This is a genomic window from Enterobacter cloacae complex sp. 402C9, assembly GCF_050030745.1.
Classification (GTDB): domain Bacteria; phylum Pseudomonadota; class Gammaproteobacteria; order Enterobacterales; family Enterobacteriaceae; genus Enterobacter; species Enterobacter intestinihominis.
Map to the genome: position 1 here is coordinate 1 of NZ_JBLGUW010000004.1, position 18780 is coordinate 18780.

At 44.1% G+C, this 18780-nt stretch carries 26 protein-coding genes and 1 pseudogene; 21 read left to right on the plus strand and 6 right to left on the minus strand.

Features of this window, described 5'->3' with window-relative positions; translation table 11 throughout:
* Together ACQG1K_RS25205 and ACQG1K_RS25210 are read right to left on the minus strand one after the other, a co-directional pair.
* On the minus strand, positions 1 to 340 hold a 340-nt coding region (locus ACQG1K_RS25205), incomplete at its 3' end, for a S24 family peptidase (RefSeq protein WP_032428144.1).
* A gap of 2 nt (positions 341 to 342) precedes the next feature.
* The gene (locus ACQG1K_RS25210) at positions 343 to 582 is read right to left on the minus strand and encodes a hypothetical protein (protein WP_001549892.1); all 240 of its coding nucleotides are present in this window, start codon (positions 580 to 582) and stop codon (positions 343 to 345) included.
* A gap of 101 nt (positions 583 to 683) precedes the next feature.
* Between ACQG1K_RS25210 and ACQG1K_RS25215 the strand changes: the two genes are divergently transcribed.
* Positions 684 to 1904, plus strand: coding sequence for an ISL3-like element ISKox3 family transposase (locus tag ACQG1K_RS25215; protein ID WP_417645277.1), 1221 nt, complete (start codon positions 684 to 686; stop codon positions 1902 to 1904).
* 88 nt (positions 1905 to 1992) lie between these two features.
* Here ACQG1K_RS25215 and ACQG1K_RS25220 read toward each other — a convergent pair whose 3' ends face one another.
* Positions 1993 to 2655 (minus strand): recombinase family protein, encoded by a 663-nt coding sequence (locus ACQG1K_RS25220; protein ID WP_001549893.1) that lies wholly within the window; start codon positions 2653 to 2655, stop codon positions 1993 to 1995.
* 380 nt (positions 2656 to 3035) lie between these two features.
* Between ACQG1K_RS25220 and ACQG1K_RS25225 the strand changes: the two genes are divergently transcribed.
* The 4 genes from ACQG1K_RS25225 (at position 3036) to ACQG1K_RS25240 (ending at position 4919) form a co-directional block, all read left to right on the plus strand.
* A complete protein-coding gene (locus ACQG1K_RS25225; RefSeq protein WP_000516402.1) occupies positions 3036 to 3698 on the plus strand; it encodes a division plane positioning ATPase MipZ in 663 nt (220 codons plus the stop codon).
* A gap of 99 nt (positions 3699 to 3797) precedes the next feature.
* Entirely contained in the window at positions 3798 to 4082 is a 285-nt protein-coding gene (locus ACQG1K_RS25230; RefSeq protein WP_001185481.1) for a hypothetical protein, read from the plus strand.
* Between the two features lie 205 nt (positions 4083 to 4287).
* Positions 4288 to 4599: a hypothetical protein gene (locus tag ACQG1K_RS25235; protein WP_000469598.1), complete on the plus strand. Its 312-nt coding sequence runs from the start codon at positions 4288 to 4290 to the stop codon at positions 4597 to 4599.
* A gap of 35 nt (positions 4600 to 4634) precedes the next feature.
* Complete coding sequence (locus ACQG1K_RS25240) at positions 4635 to 4919, plus strand: hypothetical protein (RefSeq protein WP_001043731.1); 285 nt, start codon at positions 4635 to 4637, stop codon at positions 4917 to 4919.
* A gap of 20 nt (positions 4920 to 4939) precedes the next feature.
* Here ACQG1K_RS25240 and ddp1 (ACQG1K_RS25245) read toward each other — a convergent pair whose 3' ends face one another.
* The 3 genes from ddp1 (ACQG1K_RS25245) to ACQG1K_RS25255 all read right to left on the minus strand — a co-directional run bounded on the left by ddp1 (ACQG1K_RS25245) (position 4940) and on the right by ACQG1K_RS25255 (position 6946).
* Positions 4940 to 5293 (minus strand): DNA distortion polypeptide 3, encoded by a 354-nt coding sequence (gene ddp1, locus ACQG1K_RS25245; protein ID WP_000877224.1) that lies wholly within the window; start codon positions 5291 to 5293, stop codon positions 4940 to 4942.
* Between the two features lie 187 nt (positions 5294 to 5480).
* The gene (locus ACQG1K_RS25250) at positions 5481 to 5924 is read right to left on the minus strand and encodes a hypothetical protein (RefSeq protein ID WP_001074369.1); all 444 of its coding nucleotides are present in this window, start codon (positions 5922 to 5924) and stop codon (positions 5481 to 5483) included.
* 8 nt (positions 5925 to 5932) lie between these two features.
* On the minus strand, positions 5933 to 6946 hold the full coding sequence (locus ACQG1K_RS25255) for a replication initiation protein (protein WP_001348704.1): 1014 nt from the start codon (positions 6944 to 6946) through the stop codon (positions 5933 to 5935).
* 610 nt (positions 6947 to 7556) lie between these two features.
* Between ACQG1K_RS25255 and ACQG1K_RS25260 the strand changes: the two are divergent.
* From ACQG1K_RS25260 to ACQG1K_RS25335, 16 genes and pseudogenes are all read left to right on the plus strand, one after another.
* Positions 7557 to 7709 (plus strand): annotated as a pseudogene (locus tag ACQG1K_RS25260) (DNA-binding protein); the annotation flags it as partial.
* A 589-nt stretch (positions 7710 to 8298) separates the two neighbouring features.
* Positions 8299 to 8814, plus strand: coding sequence for a DnaJ domain-containing protein (locus tag ACQG1K_RS25265; protein WP_001025390.1), 516 nt, complete (start codon positions 8299 to 8301; stop codon positions 8812 to 8814).
* 58 nt (positions 8815 to 8872) lie between these two features.
* Positions 8873 to 9109 carry a hypothetical protein gene (locus tag ACQG1K_RS25270; protein ID WP_000792381.1) on the plus strand — a complete coding sequence of 79 codons (237 nt, stop codon included), beginning with the start codon at positions 8873 to 8875 and terminating at the stop codon, positions 9107 to 9109.
* Positions 9110 to 9168: 59 nt separating this feature from the next.
* On the plus strand, positions 9169 to 9720 hold the full coding sequence (locus tag ACQG1K_RS25275; protein ID WP_000662998.1) for a hypothetical protein: 552 nt from the start codon (positions 9169 to 9171) through the stop codon (positions 9718 to 9720).
* Positions 9721 to 9728: 8 nt separating this feature from the next.
* Complete coding sequence (locus ACQG1K_RS25280; RefSeq protein ID WP_001006717.1) at positions 9729 to 9998, plus strand: hypothetical protein; 270 nt, start codon at positions 9729 to 9731, stop codon at positions 9996 to 9998.
* Complete coding sequence (locus tag ACQG1K_RS25285; protein ID WP_000008707.1) at positions 9988 to 10230, plus strand: hypothetical protein; 243 nt, start codon at positions 9988 to 9990, stop codon at positions 10228 to 10230. The genes ACQG1K_RS25280 and ACQG1K_RS25285 overlap by 11 nt, the downstream gene beginning before the upstream one ends.
* 93 nt (positions 10231 to 10323) lie before the next feature.
* Positions 10324 to 10662: a hypothetical protein gene (locus tag ACQG1K_RS25290; RefSeq protein ID WP_001099725.1), complete on the plus strand. Its 339-nt coding sequence runs from the start codon at positions 10324 to 10326 to the stop codon at positions 10660 to 10662.
* Positions 10663 to 10736: 74 nt separating this feature from the next.
* Positions 10737 to 10901 (plus strand): hypothetical protein, encoded by a 165-nt coding sequence (locus ACQG1K_RS25295; protein ID WP_000004083.1) that lies wholly within the window; start codon positions 10737 to 10739, stop codon positions 10899 to 10901.
* A complete protein-coding gene (locus ACQG1K_RS25300) occupies positions 10898 to 11155 on the plus strand; it encodes a hypothetical protein (protein ID WP_004199355.1) in 258 nt (85 codons plus the stop codon). The genes ACQG1K_RS25295 and ACQG1K_RS25300 overlap by 4 nt, the downstream gene beginning before the upstream one ends.
* Positions 11156 to 11495: 340 nt before the next feature.
* Positions 11496 to 12041, plus strand: a complete 546-nt coding sequence (ddp1, locus tag ACQG1K_RS25305; protein WP_001348698.1) for a DNA distortion polypeptide 1 — start codon at positions 11496 to 11498, stop codon at positions 12039 to 12041.
* Positions 12042 to 12043: 2 nt separating this feature from the next.
* Complete coding sequence (gene mobP1, locus ACQG1K_RS25310; protein WP_004199101.1) at positions 12044 to 13204, plus strand: MobP1 family relaxase; 1161 nt, start codon at positions 12044 to 12046, stop codon at positions 13202 to 13204.
* Between the two features lie 352 nt (positions 13205 to 13556).
* Positions 13557 to 14066 carry a transcription termination/antitermination NusG family protein gene (locus ACQG1K_RS25315; RefSeq protein WP_000455437.1) on the plus strand — a complete coding sequence of 170 codons (510 nt, stop codon included), beginning with the start codon at positions 13557 to 13559 and terminating at the stop codon, positions 14064 to 14066.
* Between the two features lie 232 nt (positions 14067 to 14298).
* Positions 14299 to 14943 carry a lytic transglycosylase domain-containing protein gene (locus ACQG1K_RS25320; RefSeq protein WP_000953538.1) on the plus strand — a complete coding sequence of 215 codons (645 nt, stop codon included), beginning with the start codon at positions 14299 to 14301 and terminating at the stop codon, positions 14941 to 14943.
* Positions 14927 to 15217: a TrbC/VirB2 family protein gene (locus ACQG1K_RS25325; RefSeq protein ID WP_000916156.1), complete on the plus strand. Its 291-nt coding sequence runs from the start codon at positions 14927 to 14929 to the stop codon at positions 15215 to 15217. Before ACQG1K_RS25320 ends, ACQG1K_RS25325 begins: the two co-directional genes overlap by 17 nt.
* A 24-nt stretch (positions 15218 to 15241) precedes the next feature.
* A complete protein-coding gene (locus ACQG1K_RS25330) occupies positions 15242 to 17995 on the plus strand; it encodes a VirB3 family type IV secretion system protein (protein ID WP_015060057.1) in 2754 nt (917 codons plus the stop codon).
* A gap of 9 nt (positions 17996 to 18004) precedes the next feature.
* Complete coding sequence (locus ACQG1K_RS25335; RefSeq protein ID WP_000716326.1) at positions 18005 to 18775, plus strand: type IV secretion system protein; 771 nt, start codon at positions 18005 to 18007, stop codon at positions 18773 to 18775.
* The last annotated feature ends 5 nt before the right edge of the window (positions 18776 to 18780 follow it).

The following is an 18780-nucleotide window of genomic DNA, read 5'->3' on the forward strand; positions in this document are numbered from 1 at the left end:
CCACAATGTGCGTAATGACCCCCCTGACCTCCAACCCGTCCTCATCGTCATCAGGTATAGCCCTGAAGTTATCCAGCTTATCGAGTTCCTGGAGACACCGCTTGGGGTGTAGTCGCAATCGCATGATCCTGAATTCTTGTTCCAGGACACAGAGCACCAAAGACCCGTCAACGGGCGTGCCCCCAAAATCTACTATGAGCAGCGCACCAGGCTTTATCCCTTCCCGGAAAGAGTAGGTATCACTTCGAAAAAAGAATACTCCCGGCGCTCCTGTATTACAGTGCTGATCGAGTGACAGCCTGTTTTCCTGGTAGTCGGTTGCTGGCGATGGAAAACCCATTTTTAACGGCCTCCGTTGGGGTTAAAAAGCATGAATGTCCGGTTCTCTCCTTCCTGAGTGGAAATGTCTTTAAAAACGGTCACGTAGGTTTCAATCCACTGATTTGCTTGGCGACAACTCCAGTGAAAATTAATCAGCGCAAGCTGGCTGACAAAGGCTTCTGTCGTAACTGTCTGACGACCGTTCGGCTCACGCTTAATGCTCGCACGCCAGGCTGAGTCAATTTCATAGTGTCTAGGCATGAAAAACCTCCGATCAATATAGCTGTATGCATATGGGTCTTCCCTTGTTGTGGTGGCTGAAGGCATGATAATGGTGTATTTAATCGCCAGAGGTCACCGCCATGGACGAAAAGTCCCTCTACGCTCATATTCTCAACCTGTCCGATCCGTGGCAGGTAAAGTCCCTTTCTCTCGATGAAAATGCCGGTTCTGTTACTGTCACTATTGAGATCGCTGAAAACACCCGGCTAGCCTGTCCGACCTGCGGTAAATCCTGTTCTGTTCACGATCACCGTCATCGTAAATGGCGCCATCTTGATACCTACCAGTTCACCACTATTGTTGAAGCCGATGTTCCACGAATTATGTGTCCGGAGCATGGCTGCCTGACGTTGCCTGTTCCGTGGGCTGGCCCCGGAAGCCGGTATACGTTGCTATTCGAATCGTTCGTTCTCTCATGGCTGAAAATCAGCACCGTTGATGCTGTCAGGAAGCAACTTAAGCTCAGTTGGAATGCGGTTGACGGCATTATGACCCGGGCAGTTAAGCGAGGTCTTGCCCGGATAAAAAAGCCATTATCCGCCCGTCATATGAATGTGGATGAGGTCGCCTTTAAAAAAGGACATCGTTACATAACGGTGATCTCCGATCGCGATGGTCGGGCGCTGGCCTTAACGGATGATCGCGGCACAGAGAGTCTTGCCGGCTATCTTCGCACGCTCACTGATGGGCAGTTGCTGGCTATCAAAACGCTCTCAATGGACATGAACGCGGGCTATATAAGAGCAGCGCGTATCCACTTACCCAGTGCGGTTGAGAAAATCGCCTTTGACCGCTTCCATGTGGCGAAGCAACTGGGCGAGGTAGTTGATAAAACCCGTCAGAATGAACATCCGCACCTCCCTGTTGAAAGCCGACACCAGGCAAAAGGAACCCGCTTCCTGTGGCAGTACAGCGATAAGTGGATGACCGAATCCCGGCAGGAAAAGCTGATGTGGCTGCGTGCACAGATGAAGCTGACGAGCCAGTGCTGGGCGCTGAAAGAGCTGGCAAAGGATATCTGGAACAGGCCATGGAGCGAGGAAAGACGGAGTGACTGGCAGAGATGGTTGGCGCTGGCGGCTAACAGTGACGTTCCCATGATGAAAAATGCCGCGAAAACGATAGGAAAAAGGCTGTACGGGATCCTGAATGCGATGCGACACAGTGTCTCAAACGGAAATGCGGAGGCACTTAACAGCAAGATCAGGCTGCTGAGGATAAAAGCCAGGGGATACCGAAACCGGGAGCGCTTTAAACTGGGGGTGATGTTCCACTACGGAAAGCTGAATATGGCGTTCTGAGCCTTCCCACCATGATCGGGGAAGACCCATGCATATACAGTATAAAGAATCAGTTTTATTCTTCAACACACTGTTTATTATGTTGTAACTACTCCCTACCTTCAGGTTCATGGTTCATTTTGTTAACGGTCTGTTGCTTCACAGCTTTGCTGATAGTCGCCCGGCTACAACCCAGCACTTTTTGAATCTGGCTCCAGGAGCTGCCGCTCGCAATCAGCCTGTTTATGGCGTCATAGCGAGACTGATTAACCTGGCGGCCTTTATACTTCCCTTCCCTTTTCGCCCTGGCGATCCCCTGCTGCTGCCGTTCCCGGCGCTGTTCATAGTCTCGCCTGGCGACGGCGGCCAGCATATCCAGCAACATATCGTTTATGGCCGAAAACATTCGGCTGTCAAAATCATTGTGACCCGATGCGAGCCAGGTTGTCGGAACGTTGACGGCCACAACCCGGATATCTTTCTGCCGGATCATTTTCTTCAGTGTGTTCCAGTCCTCCCCTACCAGGCGTGAAAGCCTGTCCACATCCTCTACCAGCAAGATATCGTTTTGCTGACAATCTTTCAGGAGCCGGAACAACTCAGGGCGTTCAAGCTTAGAACCTGATTCATTTTCAATGTAGTAGTTACAGATGCTCAGGCCGCGCTCGATGGCGAAGGTATTTATCGTGTCCAGGGCGCGTGTTGCATCCTGTTCAGTCGTGGATGCGCGTAAGTAAGCTCTGACAAAGCCTTTCGGTACTGTTTGAGTCATTATAGGGAACCAGTTCATTTTGAGTTAACCAGACACACCCATACAGTACCCATTTCAGTTGGTTCAGGGAAGGCACACTCAAAAAGAACCAGCAAACAGACCCCAGCCCTATAGTGACAACGTCACACTAAAAATTTACAACATAAAGATGATGTAAAGACACACCAAGATTTACACCATAAAGCGCACATAAAGACACAGCAACATTTACCATGTAAAGACACCATAAAGATAAATATATCTTTATTTGTGCTTTACATGGTAAAGCCATTGCATTATAAAGACACTGTAAAGACAAAAGTATCTTTACGAAAAACACACCATGTAAAGACATTCATATCTTTACATGAGCTTTACAACATAAAGAGAGGGATTCTGAAATGGGTAAAATCTTGCTTGTCGTATCAGATAAAGGTGGGGTAGGCAAAAGCACCTACGTGGCTAACACAGGCTCAATGCTGGTCAACAAAGGTAAGTCGGTAATTATCCTGAAGACAGATAAAAACCACGATCTGTTGAGCTGGAACGAAAAGCGGACAGATAACGGCTTACTCACTATCCCGGTTCACGCAGCTTACGGAAACGTCAGCAACGAAATTAAGCGCCTTAGTAAGCTGTGTGAAGTTCTCATTGTCGATTGCCCCGGCCACGACAGCCAGGAGTTCCGTAGCGCCCTGACAGTATCAGATATCGTGGTGACACTGGTTAAGCCGTCCTCTGATTTCGAAAGCGAAACACTGACCAGTGTTACAGAGAAAATCCGCACCGCTCAGAAAGCTAACGCAGCTCTGGAACCGTGGGTGCTGTTCACCAGAATCAACTCAGCGAAACCCCGCCACAGAAAAGCGGCCATTGATCTGGATAAATTACTGCGTTCGGACAACATCTGGATTCAACCTCTGAAAACCCGGATATCCGAGCTGGATGTGTATGAAAGCGCCTGTAATGAAGGGGCAGGGGTACATGACGTTAGCCGGGCATCGAGCCTTTCAACAGCGAAAGCACAGATTGAACTTGTGGCACAGGAAATTGGCATTTTATAGAAATATCAACAATATTCATCGAAATCTTTACATTGTAAATACACCATAAAGATACTATGATATTTACAATTAATGCATACCGTACAAGGGGAAATTTTCATGGCTTTAAAACTAAACCGCCCGAACATCGATGAATCTCAGCAACCAGCAACAAACGCAGAAACCGCGCGTTTTATCTCCGGCGCTACCAGAGCGCCTGTAGCGGGTAAACCAAAGTTGATGAACTTCAGACTGCCAGCGTACTTTGAGGAGATCCTGGAAGCGGAGGCGCAGAGAACAGGCCAGAGCAAGACAACCGTTCTAAAGGCAGCGCTGGCCGCATTCGATAACCTGGACGAGAACCTGAAAAACCACTGGCTGCTTGAATCTGCAAAATTAGGGTAGCGTTATGGCTAAGAAAAAGAGATATGTTGTGATGGTTAGAGATAAACCAAATACAGCGGCAATCAGCGATTATTAGCCTGGTTAGTATGGTTCGCTAACAGGCATAATAAGGCCGTTGCCTATGACTGCGGAGAATGGATTGTCGAACCATCACATTGGTTAAGAATTGGAAATCCAAAATAGAAAGAAACCTAAGGAAAGAAAAATGTTCATATTCAGATATATTAAAACTCTTATTAATATCTACTTGTTATACATCCAACCGATATTGGGGATGTTCCTTATAGGTATAGGCTTATGGGGGTTCTATGCACCTGATGAGGGAACTTGTACTAATCTCAATATTGAGTTATGCGCTGTATCAGCTATTGATGTTCTGAAGCCTGCTATTTTTGTATTTTTAGGCATTATTACCGTTGCCGGATGGTACTTTACCGAACTTCAGCCGAAGCTAAGGGGGGAGGGCAAGTATATGAAGGTAAAAACAGGTGTAAAACCGGAAGATTTCGTTAAGTAAAAACCGAGCCTAAAGACGTTAACCGTGGGGGATTTATGAATAAATCATGGCTTGAACAACAGGTGCAAAATGAAAAATTAAAAAAAGTACAGGAAGAGAAAAAAGATGGCACTATCCAAAAAGGATTGTACAGGGTTCGTATAAAAGACAAATACAGGTGGGATTTGTGGGAAAATGATTTCAGAGTTGTTATTGCTTATTCGAAAGATGATGCAGAGCTAAAATTTACAGAAATGACAGGTTTTAATGAGCATTACTATATAGAAAGCATTGAAAAAATAGTGCTTTCAGATATAGAAAAAATCTTACTGGAAAACTGAAAAGATAGTTATCCAGAGGTTTAGTTAAATAATGGCGTCAGTTTTTCAACCAGTAGCAGATCGCTTAAACCGTCTAAAGAAACAACTTCTATACCAGAATCAACAAGTGAATCAACTCCACATACTTCACCGAAGCCGATAACCATAATCGGCTTTCGGTCTATCAAATCAAAAATCACCAAAGGCAATATTACACTGTTAATCGCTTCAAACTCCTGAAAAAACATTTCAGAGCCGTATTCGCTGGCAGGAAAAAGAATCTCACTTAATCTCAAACCATAAAAAATATGGTAGTGTTCTTTAAGGTTATCCTTTAAAATATTAACAGCCTTAGAATATTTTTCGTTAATAAACTCTTTAACCTGATATTTCATAACTCTCTCCAACAAGAACCGACTGTAGGTCACCGGGCAAACGTTGCGGAATGGCGTCAGAGACGTCATTTTGCGGCGTTTGCCCTATCCTGCATCGCAGTGAAAAGAACTCGCCTCGTGCGCTATGATTAACCGATGATAAAAGGCTGAAAGAAGCACTGCAAGCCGACTGGATAACATTGTTGCTTCACGGCTGATCATCATTGGTTGCCTCAGTGCTAGTGTGCTTTGCATCAGGAACCAGAAGACGATACCACGGCATTTTTTTGTTAAGCAGCTCCATCAGGGGAGTGGCAAACAAACTCAATCCCCACAGCGTTACGATTACTGGAATCGTGAAATTTTGCGGCGTCCAGAACTGGCGCTCAAGGTGGAACCATGTAACAACACAGAGCATTCCACCAATCCAGAAAATAGCTTTACTGAAAGCCCCCAGGACTGCCAGAGAAATAACAGAGACTAAATGCAGTGCGCCAGCCGTAGCAAGACGTAGATAAAACCAGAACCATTTAGCGTGCCGGATAACCGGGTTACCGTTCGTTTCTCGCAATCGTTTTTTACGTTCCCGAATGATTTCTTTTTTCAGCTTACTTCGTTCGGCTCCCTGCGGAAACTCATATATTTTAGCCATGTTTTGCCTCACTTATTCTTTTTTGGTGGAACGACTTTGTCAAACTCCTCTAAAAATGCCATATCATCTTCCGAAAAGGATGAGGATTTTTCATTTATACTAAACTCAAATCTAAGCATGTGAGCCATTCTCCCTTTTTTCCCAACAACAGAGAAAGATAACTGATTTATTTCCGTTTTCTCAATTATCTCATTAATGCTTTTATTGATAACATCACGAACAAAAAATGAGTATTTAGGATACTTATATTTCTTCTCCCCTTCCTCAATAGTATAAAGTCCCATTTCCTCTTTTAAATCATCCACGGATATATCAAAAGATTTTTTTGAACTATTCTGACTGTAATATTTCCTAATGACTTGATAAAGGTTTGTTGAGTTTACACTGTTCAACAACACAACTGATTTCAATACCTGAGTGGTATATCTATTTTCAGAACCAATCAACTTAGAAAAATATCGCTTAGCTGTATTTGTGAATTTTATCCGTACAGTTGCAAGATGATCGTAATAGGCACAGAATTCTGTTAAGTTTAAATCCAAGCGATCAGGTATTTTATTCTTAGATGATAGTATCCCAAGTTCATCAGCCAAATTTTTTAAATCATCTCTGTTTAAAACTAACGTAGTTGAAGAAAGAACTTTAGCTCCCTCTTTCAGAGCTGCATAAGAGGCATATTTATCTAAAGAAGTAGCTTTTGAAAAAAAGTCAGCATCAACCTCCAAAATATCATCATCTAACATTTCCTTTGTATCAATCTGGCAAAGAGCCAGAAAAAGCACTCTTTTTGCTGAAAGGGAAAGGGATGCAAGAGTTACCCCAACTTCATTTCTATGTCTAACTTTCGTTAATCCCGTTACTGTCTTCACGATAAGCCTCATATAACCTTTCCTATGTAGGCAAATCATAACCCCACAAAGGTTGTAATTCAAGACAACAATACAACCTTTAATTAAAAAACCTCTCACCTTTAGATATGAAGATCTGAGGATCTTCATATCTAAAGATAGCAACAACCGCATGTTTCACTTGATGTTCAGTCAAACTGTGGAAACCGTTAAAAATCTTCTCACCTTACGTGAAAAATCCTCTCATCTTTAGTGAAAAATCTAACTACCTTAACTTAAAAATCTTCTCACCTTACGTGAAAAATCCTCTCACCTTACGTGAAAAATCCTCTCACCTTTAGCAATTTTTTTCCATAATTTTCAGGTAATTGAAGCGAGCTAAGTTTTTAAGTTTTTAAGATCAAGAAGAAAATATAAGGCTTTTAATGCACAGCGTCTGTGGATAACTCAGCATAAATCCAGAGGATAGATCCGTCTGGCCTCCCTGAGCACTGCACCACCAAAAATTGAGCAAATATTAACCTTAGCGCGTAAGTGCTCTATTGAAACCCCGTGGAAATTCCGCTTCCTCGCTCACTCGCGGGCTTCGCCCTGTCGTTCGGCTGCGGCGAGCGGTGTAATCTCTCTAAAAGATCCAGACGGGATCCTTTTCCGATCCAATTCTTAAATGCTCTCAAAAGCCCTCAGAGGCGTTTTAACCGCTTTAACCCGGTCATGGTTCAACGGAGCGGGTAAAATGCGCTTAGAACGTCATACAGCTCGTTTTTAACCTGATCCCTAATCAGGGGGTATAACAGAGGCGGCCAAAAAATCCGGCCTTGCTCGTCAGAGTATCTACCGCGCATTATCCCCGAACGGAAACCCGACCATCACAACACTTGCACAGCTTGCAGCAGTAGCCGGGTTACAGTTCACTCTCAGTAAGCCCAACCACTAACCTTTCAGACAAGCCCCTCATACCGGGGGGATTATTTCTTATGCCAGCAAAATTTCACGACCGGCGAGGATGGCCAAGTGTTTTTTGCTGGCAATTTTCGTGCAGCAGCTGGCGCCCGGATTCATTTTTTGCTGTCAGGCATCAATCGGTTTCAGCAACCCGCCCCGTAATTCGCTGCTAACGCATCTCATAACGCGCAGATACAGCGCCCCGCGCCAGTGTTTCACACTGACCCGGCGTACCGTTCGCAAGCTCACGCGCTAACTGCGACAGGCTAAACATCGTCTGATAGTCAGAAATTGGCCTGGCAGGGGTGAGGGGGGTTATCGCTCTCATTCGGGCTTGTTGGTTCGCCAGTCCTGGCGAACGTCTCCGGCGCGATGTTACGACAGCGCATTATGTAACTACAGTTCGCGCCTCTTTCGGAAATCCCTTCATGCGCGGTAAAGCAATATACATCTTTATGTAATCTTTACAATGTAAAGCATTAAAAATGATTCCATAACCATCATTTGATGGTATAATGAATTTGTTGGTTGGGAATGGTTCCCTGCCAGATTCCAGAAGCCCACACGGGCGGGAGCGAAAAATGAATATTCAGGAAGCATTAAACGTTTTTGGTTTATCCGGTGATCTGACTGAAAAGGACATCAAGGCGGCATACAAAAAAGCGGCTTTAAAATATCATCCAGACCGCAATCCATTGGGTGCCGAGCTGATGAAAGCAGTAAATGCTGCGTTTGATTTTCTCATGGCTAACATTGATAAAATCAATCAGTTTCAAAGCACTGATGAAAACGCACGTTACAACTACGGTGAAGATCTGGAAAAAGTTCTGAATACGCTTTCCGGCCTTACAGGGATTGTCTATGAAGTTATTGGTAATTGGGTCTGGATTAGCGGAGAAACTAAAGAACACAAAGACATTTTAAAGGAAATGGGCTGTAAGTGGGCATCTAAGAAAAAACAATGGTTTTACCGTCCTGAAGAACACAAAAGCCGCTGGAACCGTAAAGAACACAGCATTGAAGAAATTCGTGAAATGTATGGTACAGCGGGTAAACGTAAGGCGTCAGGCTGGACACGTGTAGAAGCAAGCGCATAACCGGAATGGGGGCGAAAGCCCCCTAGAACATGGCAAAGATTGATTCGGAGACACGTTGATGAAAAACAAGACCATAACGGAAGCGGAGCTGATAAACATTTTTGAAAGTTACGGAGCCTACATTTGCCCGGATGAGATCGAAGTTACAGCCAAAGAATGCAATGAAAATGGTTCAGTCTTGCACCGTGGCTTAAACGCAGAAGGATGGGCGCATCTTTTTGCGAAGGAAGAAGCATATCAGCAGGAATGCGAAGCCCAGGAAGCTGCAAGTGATGATGGACACTTTGATGAATAGTCTTAAAACTGCCGTAATTCGATTTACGGCTTTTTTATTGAGTTCAAAAGGCTGAATCGATGAAAGAACAGAAAAATTTCTTTGAACGGTATAAACCGGTGTTTGAAATCGTTTGTCGAATCCTGGGGAACGGCTGGCGTGTAAATCTGCTCGATGATTGCCAGTACAGGATTAAGCTAACCTCACCTGATTTTAAAAATTACTCTATACATATTCGAATGGAGAAAGGAAGGTTAGTTATCATTGGAAGCGTAGATAGTCGCAGCTGGAGAAGTCCTTACCATACTTGCACAGTATCGCCAGAGCGTAACCCTGTAGAAATCGCCGCCGATATTGAAAAGAAAATCCTGTCGGATGCTTTAGATAATGTAGATATGGCGCGAGAGTATGAACAACAGTTACAGCAAAAACGCGAGAAAAAACTGATCCTGAAAGGAATGCTATCTCGTTTAGTGCATCTTGAAAGCTGGCATGGGACATTGACCGGGTTTAAAGTTGAGAATGGGTTAGATGGTAACGTATCAGAACGGGGCGACGGATATGAAATGGTAATTCGTGGCCTGAGTGTAGATCAGCTCATAAAGGTAGCGGGGTTTATTAAACAGCTATGAGGCAAAAAATGAATGAAGTCCTGAGCGACAGGAAAAACAAAGGTAATGTAACATACAGGATTGTTGTGTCTGAAGATGCAACACGTTTGTTTATTGAACTTGAAAAACTGATGAAGGTACGCTCTAAAGAAGCGGATAAAAAAACAACTAAAAAGATTGTTTTCCAAAAATCATTTTATTACGAAGAATTCTCGAACGTTAAAGATGAAATTGATGATCCAATTTTATTGAAATTCTATACAGATACTATTGTGAAGGTACAAAATCATGAGTTTTAAGCCAACACCTGAAGAGGTGAAACAAGCACGTATTAAAGCTGGCTTTACGCAGCAGGAAGCCGCTGAACGGTTTGGTTTTACGTTATCAGCCTGGCAAGCCAAAGAAACATCCGGTAAAACGTCTCGTGGTTTAGCCGCTGGTACGTATGAATTACTTTTGCTCCTGGCTGATGAACATCCAGATTACCAGCTCGTTAAGAGAGAAAAAAATCAGGATAAAGTGACTAAATAAATTGCATTACCATCATATGATGGTATAATTTATTTGTAGGTCGGGAATAGTTCCTTACCATGATCCAGTAGCCCAAACGGGCGGGAGACTAAAATGAACACGTATGTTATCACTTTCCAGGCTTTAAACACTAAGAAAGAAAAAATCACCTGCTCTGCTTTTGTCCATTCAGAAACTCTCTTCCTTGCCGTTCATTCTTTCGAAGATAAAAATCGCGGTCGTGGTTATGTTATCACGTCTGTTAGTGAATTGTTGTCCGAGGAACTGACGGCGAAAAATTCCCTCAAGAAAAATATTAACTTTTGGTTTAATGAGTGTGGTTTAAGTAAATCTGAGGTTATAAACGAAGTAATTAACTGGAAGAATTTCGCATATACCCTTAAAGAACTGGAGGAAGCCAAAAATGAAGCGATAAGAGAACTGCGGAGTTAATCAATTAGGGGTGGTATCAGGTTGTGGAGGCAACCTGATACCGTGACACTCAATTCCCTCGCGAGGAATATAAAATGTCGGAACGCATGTTATCAGCAATACAGACTGTTGAAAAGGGTGGGCGTCCGGTTTTTCCCTTGATGCCATTCTCTGCTTTTCCTGAGTACATGGCATTACTCAGAAAAGCCCTGGAAAAGAAAGAAACAAAAGCACTGATAGAAAAACAGGAGGTGCTATGAAAAAACAGGAGTTTTTAGATTTTATCAGTGCAGAACAGAGGCGGGGAGCTGTCCGGTTTTCGCTGGGATTTAACAGCAAAGGGGAAATTGTATTGCACTGGACTAACGAGGCCGGGTTAAGAGTCTGGAGTATACTAAGCGGTAACAGGGGAAAAAGTCCCAGCCGGGCAAACCGGGAAAGAATGAGTAACCTCCGCCGCTGGCTCCATGATGCCCGGCAGGGCATGGAAGGCGACACACCAGAGGCAGAATAAAATTCCCGTTCCTGAATCGCCGAAGCCCTCCCGTTTACGGGAGGTGCTTTTTTTGTATATTCCGTAAAACAGCGCTCGCGCCCCCTGCCAGGCCATTCGCGTAGCGAATTTATTTCCGCCCAAGTTAGCCGCGAATCCGTTGTCTCCGGTCGCAGACGCACCAGATCACAGCCACGATAGCCTTTCATTTTTTGCATTTCGATGGACGCTGAAGCACAATTTATGTGTGGAGGTAGTTCACTGCGATGCAGGATAGGGCAAACGCCGCAAAATGACGTCTCTGACGCCATTCCGCAACGTTTGCCCGGTGACCTACAGTCGGTTCTTGTTGGAGAGTTTTATGAAAAAAGTTCAATTCAGGATTGAAGAAAGCCAACATGATGATCTACTTGATTGTCTTAAAACACTTTATCCAGATGAACCGGGTTTAACCGTGGCAAAAGGAATGAAGCTGCTTGCCAATGCTTTACTGAAAAGCAAGGTTAAAAATGAAGATGTTAATGTGTCAAAAGACAATGATGATTTTATCAAAACCACAATGTATTTGACAGGGAAACAAAGAACTTTAATAGAGAAAGCGGCTCATCGTCATGGCTGGAATTTATCCAGAGAATGTCGTTATCGAATCCAGACGACACTTGAAAATGAACTTGATTTTTTCGATCAGGAACTTCTGGTGATGAATCGTTGCCGTAATGCAATAGATAAAATAGGGCGAAACTTTCATTATATTATCGTTAATGATAATGCCAGAGTACTTGATAAAGATGGGTTCTATCAGGACGCTGAGCGGTTGAGTTCAGAGATAATGAGTCTCAAAAGTGAGTTTGAAAACTACATTATGTTATGCAAAGGGCGAACTGTTTCTAACAAGGTTGAGGTGTAATCATGGGCGTTTATGTTGACAAGGAATTCAGGGTTAAGCGTAAGTCCTCTGAAGCTGGCCGCAAGTCTGCTTTCGCCCATAAAGTTAAAAATGGTGGTAAAAACTATCAACGCAACGTTCAGGAACGTATCAACCGCAAGGGTGCCAGTAAGGAGGTTGTTGTCAAAATCTCAGGAGGTGCGATTACCCGGCAGGGAGTTCGAAACAGTATTGACTATATGAGCCGGGAGTCAGAGCTGCCAGTGATGAGTGAAAGCGGTCAGGTATGGAAAGGTGATGAGATTCAGGAGGCTAAAGAGCACATGATAGATCGTGCTAATGACCCTCAAAATGTTTTCGATGATAAAGGTAAGGAAAATAAAAAAGTAACCCAAAATATTGTGTTTTCACCGCCTGTATCAGCAAAGGTAAAACCTGAAGATCTGCTTGAGTCTGTCAGGAAAACGATGAACAAGAAGTACCCAAATCATCGTTTTGTGCTTGGCTATCATAACGACAAAAAAGAACATCCACACGTGCATGTCGTTTTTCGTATTCGTGATAATGACGGTAAACGAGCTGATATCAGGAAAAAAGATTTACGGGAAATTCGTACAGGTTTTTGTGAAGAGCTGAAGATGAAGGGCTATGACGTTAAAGCCACTCATAAGCAGCAGCATGGACTTAACCAGTCTATTAAAGATGCGCACAAAACAGCGCCAAAACGACAGAAGGGCGTTTATGAGGTTGTTGATGTTGGCTACGACCATTATCAGAACGATAAAACCAAACCAAAGCAGCATTTCATAAAGCTTAAGACACTGAACAAGGGCGTGGAGAAAACATATTGGGGGGCTGATTTTGGTGAGTTAACCACTCGCGAGAACGTTAAGAAAGGTGATCTTGTTAAGCTGAAGAAGTTAGGACAAAAGGAGGTGAAAATCCCTGCACTTGATAAGAACGGTGTACAGCATGGCTGGAAGACTGCACACAGGAATGAGTGGCAGCTAGAGAACCTGGGGGTTAAGGGCATAGACAGAATCTCTTCATCCAGTAAAGAGCTGGTGCTGAACAGCGCGGAGATGATTAAGAAACAGCAACTCCAGATGAGAAATTTCTCGCAAATAAAACAGTCGATGATTCAAAGCGAACAGAAAGTGAAAATCGGAATTCGTTTAGGATAATTCATACTCTCCGGTAACTTATTGATTAAGATCGATTTATTTATCTTGTTAGCAGAGTTTTTGTAAAAAGTAACTAGCGGTAAAAAATTTAGTTAACTTGACTATAAAATAAGCGCATGGTGATCAATCGATCTGCTTTTTTGTTATCAAATAGCATATGTATCTAGATATAAATAAAATACAAGCACAAACAAAATGAAATGTGTCGTAAATGCGATCTAAAGATCTGCTTGTGTGGTTGAACGCAGCACATGTAGCTGATAAAGTTTTTATGAGATGTAAATTTGTCCTTTTGTTTTTTTTCTCTGATTCGGGGTCATCCGAGTCGAGAGAGCGCCTGAAAGGAAAAACTATGGAATGGTATGTTTTGCAATTCACCACTACGAGATTTGCAGCAGTTTTTGCTCATCTCGAACGCCTGAACTTCTCTTACTTCTGTCCTATGGAGACTGAAAGGTATCGTCGCCCGGATAAGATAATTTCATATCGAGAAAGACGTTTGCCGCTTTTTCCCGGTTATCTTTTTATCCAGGCAGATTTTGAAGAGGTTCATTCCACTACAATAACTGCTATCCCTTACGTACAACGCTTTATCTCATTTGGCGGTGAGCCTTTACCTGTACCAGAAGATGTGATGGCGGAGCTTTTGTACAGACAATCACATACAACAGCTCAGGCAAATCTTTTAAGGAAATCAATTCCACACGATTTTGCTGAAATTCTACTCATGGATAATCCGCAGCAAAGAAGTATGGCTTTCATCCACTACATCACAGAGAGAAGCTTAACCCACAAAATGAAACGGAAGAAAAATGACTGCTACCCGAAAAAAAACCGCAACGAGACGCAAGCCCCAACGTAATACACTCTACCTGCCCTCAGCTTCTCGTGAGGAACTGGATAAAATTGCTCTGGAGATTGGCTATCGCAGGGGGCGACGTATTTCAAGCTCTGGTGTTGTCCAGTACCTCATAAAAAAATATTCCAGCCAGGCTATTGAGGAGCTGATAAACGAAGACGATGAAGACGATGACGACTTCGATGACTAACCATTCAGTCTAAACTTTCCGCGCTGTTCTGGCCGGGAGAAAATCATGTTATCTACTACTGCTTTTGCGGCGCTTGCTTTGCAATGCGCGGCCAGCGTTCATCCCGATACTGCGCATGAAGTTGCAAGGGTTGAATCTGGTTTTAACCCATATGCTATTGCCGAGATAATACCGAAGGTTGAACGTAAGCCCGGTGACAAAGGCGTAGTGTCCTACTTTCCCAAAACTAAGGAGGCTGCACTCCAGATCGTAAATCAAATTGAATCACGAAATCATCGTTACTCAGTCGGTCTTATGCAAATAACGAGTACGAATTTTGCAAACTTCAATACAACCGCTGAGAAAATGTTTGACCCCTGCGAAAATCTCAAGGTTTCAGAGCAAATTTTGGTGGATTGTTATAAACGTGGTGGCGATATTTTACGTGGCCTGAGTTGCTATTATTCCGGCAATCCAGAAACAGGAACTAAACCTGAATCAGATTTTAATAACACCAGTTATATACAGCGCATAGGGTTTAATCCGCCTGATAACAAAAAAAACTGGGTGGTTCCTTCAGTTAAAGATGCAATCAGAAAGGAGAATGTAACACAGAGTATCAAACCTAAAGAAGTTACCGTATATCCCCAATATGCCATGCGTGGCACTGTTTTAGATGAAAAGGAAACAAACGATGTTAAAACTCAATAAACGTTATTTAACTCTTTCTGTATTTATGGCTGCATTGATGCTTTGTGTAGCAGAACCCGCCTTTGCTGATGATGTATCCACTAAAACAACTGGCTTCTTGCAGAAGATTATCGATTTTCTGACGGATATCCGTAAGCCAGCAATCACCATCATTGCGCTGGTAATTGGTTATATCGCTATCTTCTCACGCCAGCATGCAGCGTGGATTACGCCTTTAATTATCGGGATTATCATCTTTATTGTTGCGCCATATCTGCCTGACTGGTTAGCGTAATATGTAATAAAAGGGGGCGTAAAAATGAGTACCGTTTTTAAAGGGCTGACACGCCCCGCTTTGATTAGGGGGCTGGGCGTTCCGCTCTACCCCTTTCTTGGAATGTGCGTTATCTGCGTTTTGCTTGGTGTCTGGATTCATGAGGCTATGTATGCCCTCATCCTCCCTGGCTGGTATGCCATCAAGCGAGTTACGAAGATAGATGAACGCTTTTTTGACCTGCTTTATCTGCGAATGCAAATCAAAGGTAATCCTCTGGCAAACAAGCGCTTCAATGCCGTCCATTATGCGGGGAGTTCGTACGACGCAGTCGATATATCGAAAGTGGACAATTTTATGAAGCTTAAAGACCAGTCTTCTCTTGAAGAGTTAATCCCGTATTCATCACACATCACTGATAACCTCATTGTTACCAGAAACCATGATCTACTGGCGACCTGGCAGATTGACGGAGCTTATTTTGAATGTGTAGATGAAGCGGATCTAGCCTTGCTTACTGACCAGCTCAATACGCTGATACGTAGTTTTGATGGGAAACCCGTTACCTTTTATACGCATCGTATTCGGGTTAGAAAAGAAGTGCGACCTGTATTTGACAGCAAGATCCCATTCGTCAACAGAGTGATGAACGATTATTACGAATCGCTTTCGGCGGCTGAGTATTTTGAAAACAAATTATACTTAACCGTATGCTATAAACCGTTCAGCGCTGAAGATAAAGTGACGCATTTTCTTTCAAGGAAAAAGGGTAATAAAAATATCTTCGAAGAACCCATTAATGATATGAATGAAATATGTGGCAGATTGAGCACCTATCTCTCCCGGTTTCATTCCCGTCGTCTTGGGTTATATGAAGAAAATAATATAGTTTATTCAGAACAGCTTACGCTGTTCCAGAAACTGCTATCCGGGCGCTGGCAGAAAGTCAGAGTCACCAATAGTCCGTTTTATACATACCTGGGTGGTAAAGACCTGTTCTTTGGTAACGATGCTGGACAAATCACTGCCTCTGACCATGCCCGGTACTTTCGTTGCATCGAGATCAAGGACTACTTTCAGGAAACGGATGCCGGAATTTTTGATGCACTGATGTATCTCCCGGTTGAGTATGTACAGACTTCCTCTTTAACTCCGATAGACAAGCAGTCTGCAATCAAGGCGCTGGATGATCAGATCGACAAACTCGAAATGACCGATGATGCCGCTAAATCCTTGCTCGCTGATTTGAAAGTTGGTCTCGATATGGTCTCCAGCGGCTATATTTCTTTCGGGAAAAGTCACCAGACACTGATTGTTTACGCAGATTCGCCGGAGCGTCTGGTGAAGGACACCAATATTGTAACGACGACCCTGGAGGATTTAGGGCTGATCGTAACCTATTCAACCTTGAGTCTTGGCGCAGCGTATTTTGCTCAGTTACCTGGTAACTACACGTTACGGCCACGCCTGAGTTCTATCAGCAGTCTGAACTTTGCCGAAATGGAAAGCTTCCATAATTTCTTTACGGGCAAGGAGAAAGGAAATACCTGGGGTAACAACCTTATCACCCTGGGCGGCTCAGGAAATGATATTTATAACCTGAACTATCACATGACTACCGAGCATCAAAATTACTTCGGTAAAAACCCCACGCTGGGGCATACCGAAATTCTTGGTACGTCAAACGTGGGTAAAACGGTAGTGATGATGACTAAGGCTTTCGCCGCCCAGCAGTTCGGAACGCCGGAGTCTTTTCCACCTGAGAGGAAATTAAAGAAGTTAACTACAGTATTTTTCGACAAAGATCGGGCAGCGGAACCCGGTATACGTTCAATGGGAGGTGCTTACTTTCGGGTGAAAGAAGGAGAGCCGACTGGCTGGAACCCTGCGGCTTTGCCACCAACCAAACGAAATATTTCCTTTATGAAAGACCTGGTGAGGCTACTTTGTACGCTTAACAGTGAGCCGCTTGATGATTACCAGAACCGCCTGATTTCTGATGCCGTTGAGCGCCTGATGCAGAGGTCAAACCGCTCTTATCCGATCAGTAAGTTGCGACCACTCATTCTGGAGCCTGATGATACTGAAACCCGGCGGCATGGGCTTAAAGCACGCCTGAATGCCTGGGTGCAGGGAGGGGAATTTGGCTGGGTGTTTGATAACCCGGACGATACGTTTGATGTGGACAACCTGGACGTTTTCGGTATAGACGGAACGGAGTTTCTGGATAACAAAGTACTTTCCAGCGCCGCTTCATTCTATCTCATCTACCGTGTCACCATGCTGGCTGATGGCCGCCGACTCCTTATCTACATGGATGAGTTCTGGCAATGGATTAACAACGAAGCGTTCAGAGATTTTGTTTATAACAAACTCAAAACCGCGCGTAAGCTGGATATGGTGCTTGTCGTAGCGACACAATCGCCGGATGAACTAATTAAATCACCTATCGCGGCTGCCGTTCGTGAGCAGTGCGCAACACATATTTATCTGGCGAACCCCAAAGCGAAACGTAGTGAGTACGTAGACGAGTTGGAAGTGAGAGAACTTTATTTTGACAAAATTAAAGCCATTGACCCGTTATCTCGTCAGTTCCTGGTCGTCAAAAACCCACAGAGGAAGGGGGAAAGTGATGATTTTGCGGCTTTCGCAAGACTGGATTTGGGAAAAGCGGCGTATTACCTACCGGTTCTCAGCGCATCGAAACCCCAGCTTGAACTGTTCGATGAAATCTGGAAAGAGGGTATGAAGCCGGAAGAGTGGCTTGATACCTATCTGGAACGTGCAAACCTGATTTAAGGAATCCCTATGAAAAAGCATATCGTTGCGGCACTTATCGCCTCTGTTACGGTTATTTCTGGTGCTCAGGCTGGTGTTCCCGTTGCCATTGATGCAAACCCTGAATGGGCTGTCGAAGCGCAGCGCTGGACAGAACGCCTCAAACAGTGGCAGGACACCGTGAACCACTACCAGAAACAGATTAATGCCTATAAGCAGGAGCTGCTGACCAAAACGGGCATTCGTGATGTTCAGGGACTGGTGCAGTCTGCGCAATCTGTCAGTAAGGAGCTGGAGAATATTTACGACCAGGGGAACTCCTTCATTGATGATTACATTAAGAACCCGGAAGCCACCCTGTCTGAGCAAGCCAGATCACTACTGGCCGATTATAAGGTGACAAACACCTGTAAGGGGCTGGGATATACGGGCGACCTGGTGCGGGGCTGTGAAGCCTCGTTCCTGTCCCAACTGGCGGGGATCGAGTACGGCAATAAGCTGGAAAGTAAACTGCGTGAAGATAATCAGGAAATGGCCGACCTTATCGACCAGGTGAAGAACGCCCAGGACACGAAAGCCACGCAGGACGCGACAAACGCTGTATCTCTGGCAAGCCTGAAATTTAACAAGCTCAAATTTCAGTATGAAATGTATCGCGATAAGCAGCGCGATCTTGCAGAATACAAGGAGAAAATGTTACAGGCTGCTTTCCAGGAGAAACAATTAGGGGCTGTTAATAAAGAAACTCCAGTTGTTGATTATAAGGCAGCATTTGAGCAGCAGAGTTATGAAATGAACTGAGGGGG

Coding starts and splice junctions, on each gene's coding strand:
- ACQG1K_RS25295 (WP_000004083.1), top strand. CDS start 10,737: ATGTCGGAACGCATGTTATCAGCAATACAGACTGTTGAAAAGGGTGGG.
- ACQG1K_RS25330 (WP_015060057.1), top strand. CDS start 15,242: ATGAGTACCGTTTTTAAAGGGCTGACACGCCCCGCTTTGATTAGGGGG.
- ACQG1K_RS25235 (WP_000469598.1), top strand. CDS start 4,288: ATGTTCATATTCAGATATATTAAAACTCTTATTAATATCTACTTGTTA.
- ACQG1K_RS25300 (WP_004199355.1), top strand. CDS start 10,898: ATGAAAAAACAGGAGTTTTTAGATTTTATCAGTGCAGAACAGAGGCGG.
- ACQG1K_RS25335 (WP_000716326.1), top strand. CDS start 18,005: ATGAAAAAGCATATCGTTGCGGCACTTATCGCCTCTGTTACGGTTATT.
- ACQG1K_RS25265 (WP_001025390.1), top strand. CDS start 8,299: ATGAATATTCAGGAAGCATTAAACGTTTTTGGTTTATCCGGTGATCTG.
- ACQG1K_RS25250 (WP_001074369.1), bottom strand. CDS start 5,924: ATGGCTAAAATATATGAGTTTCCGCAGGGAGCCGAACGAAGTAAGCTG.
- ACQG1K_RS25285 (WP_000008707.1), top strand. CDS start 9,988: ATGAGTTTTAAGCCAACACCTGAAGAGGTGAAACAAGCACGTATTAAA.
- ACQG1K_RS25210 (WP_001549892.1), bottom strand. CDS start 582: ATGCCTAGACACTATGAAATTGACTCAGCCTGGCGTGCGAGCATTAAG.
- mobP1 (WP_004199101.1), top strand. CDS start 12,044: ATGGGCGTTTATGTTGACAAGGAATTCAGGGTTAAGCGTAAGTCCTCT.
- ACQG1K_RS25290 (WP_001099725.1), top strand. CDS start 10,324: ATGAACACGTATGTTATCACTTTCCAGGCTTTAAACACTAAGAAAGAA.
- ACQG1K_RS25275 (WP_000662998.1), top strand. CDS start 9,169: ATGAAAGAACAGAAAAATTTCTTTGAACGGTATAAACCGGTGTTTGAA.
- ACQG1K_RS25230 (WP_001185481.1), top strand. CDS start 3,798: ATGGCTTTAAAACTAAACCGCCCGAACATCGATGAATCTCAGCAACCA.
- ACQG1K_RS25320 (WP_000953538.1), top strand. CDS start 14,299: ATGTTATCTACTACTGCTTTTGCGGCGCTTGCTTTGCAATGCGCGGCC.
- ACQG1K_RS25225 (WP_000516402.1), top strand. CDS start 3,036: ATGGGTAAAATCTTGCTTGTCGTATCAGATAAAGGTGGGGTAGGCAAA.
- ddp1 (WP_000877224.1), bottom strand. CDS start 5,293: ATGAAATATCAGGTTAAAGAGTTTATTAACGAAAAATATTCTAAGGCT.
- ddp1 (WP_001348698.1), top strand. CDS start 11,496: ATGAAAAAAGTTCAATTCAGGATTGAAGAAAGCCAACATGATGATCTA.
- ACQG1K_RS25280 (WP_001006717.1), top strand. CDS start 9,729: ATGAATGAAGTCCTGAGCGACAGGAAAAACAAAGGTAATGTAACATAC.
- ACQG1K_RS25240 (WP_001043731.1), top strand. CDS start 4,635: ATGAATAAATCATGGCTTGAACAACAGGTGCAAAATGAAAAATTAAAA.
- ACQG1K_RS25215 (WP_417645277.1), top strand. CDS start 684: ATGGACGAAAAGTCCCTCTACGCTCATATTCTCAACCTGTCCGATCCG.
- ACQG1K_RS25255 (WP_001348704.1), bottom strand. CDS start 6,946: ATGCGGTTGTTGCTATCTTTAGATATGAAGATCCTCAGATCTTCATAT.
- ACQG1K_RS25325 (WP_000916156.1), top strand. CDS start 14,927: ATGTTAAAACTCAATAAACGTTATTTAACTCTTTCTGTATTTATGGCT.
- ACQG1K_RS25315 (WP_000455437.1), top strand. CDS start 13,557: ATGGAATGGTATGTTTTGCAATTCACCACTACGAGATTTGCAGCAGTT.
- ACQG1K_RS25270 (WP_000792381.1), top strand. CDS start 8,873: ATGAAAAACAAGACCATAACGGAAGCGGAGCTGATAAACATTTTTGAA.
- ACQG1K_RS25220 (WP_001549893.1), bottom strand. CDS start 2,655: ATGACTCAAACAGTACCGAAAGGCTTTGTCAGAGCTTACTTACGCGCA.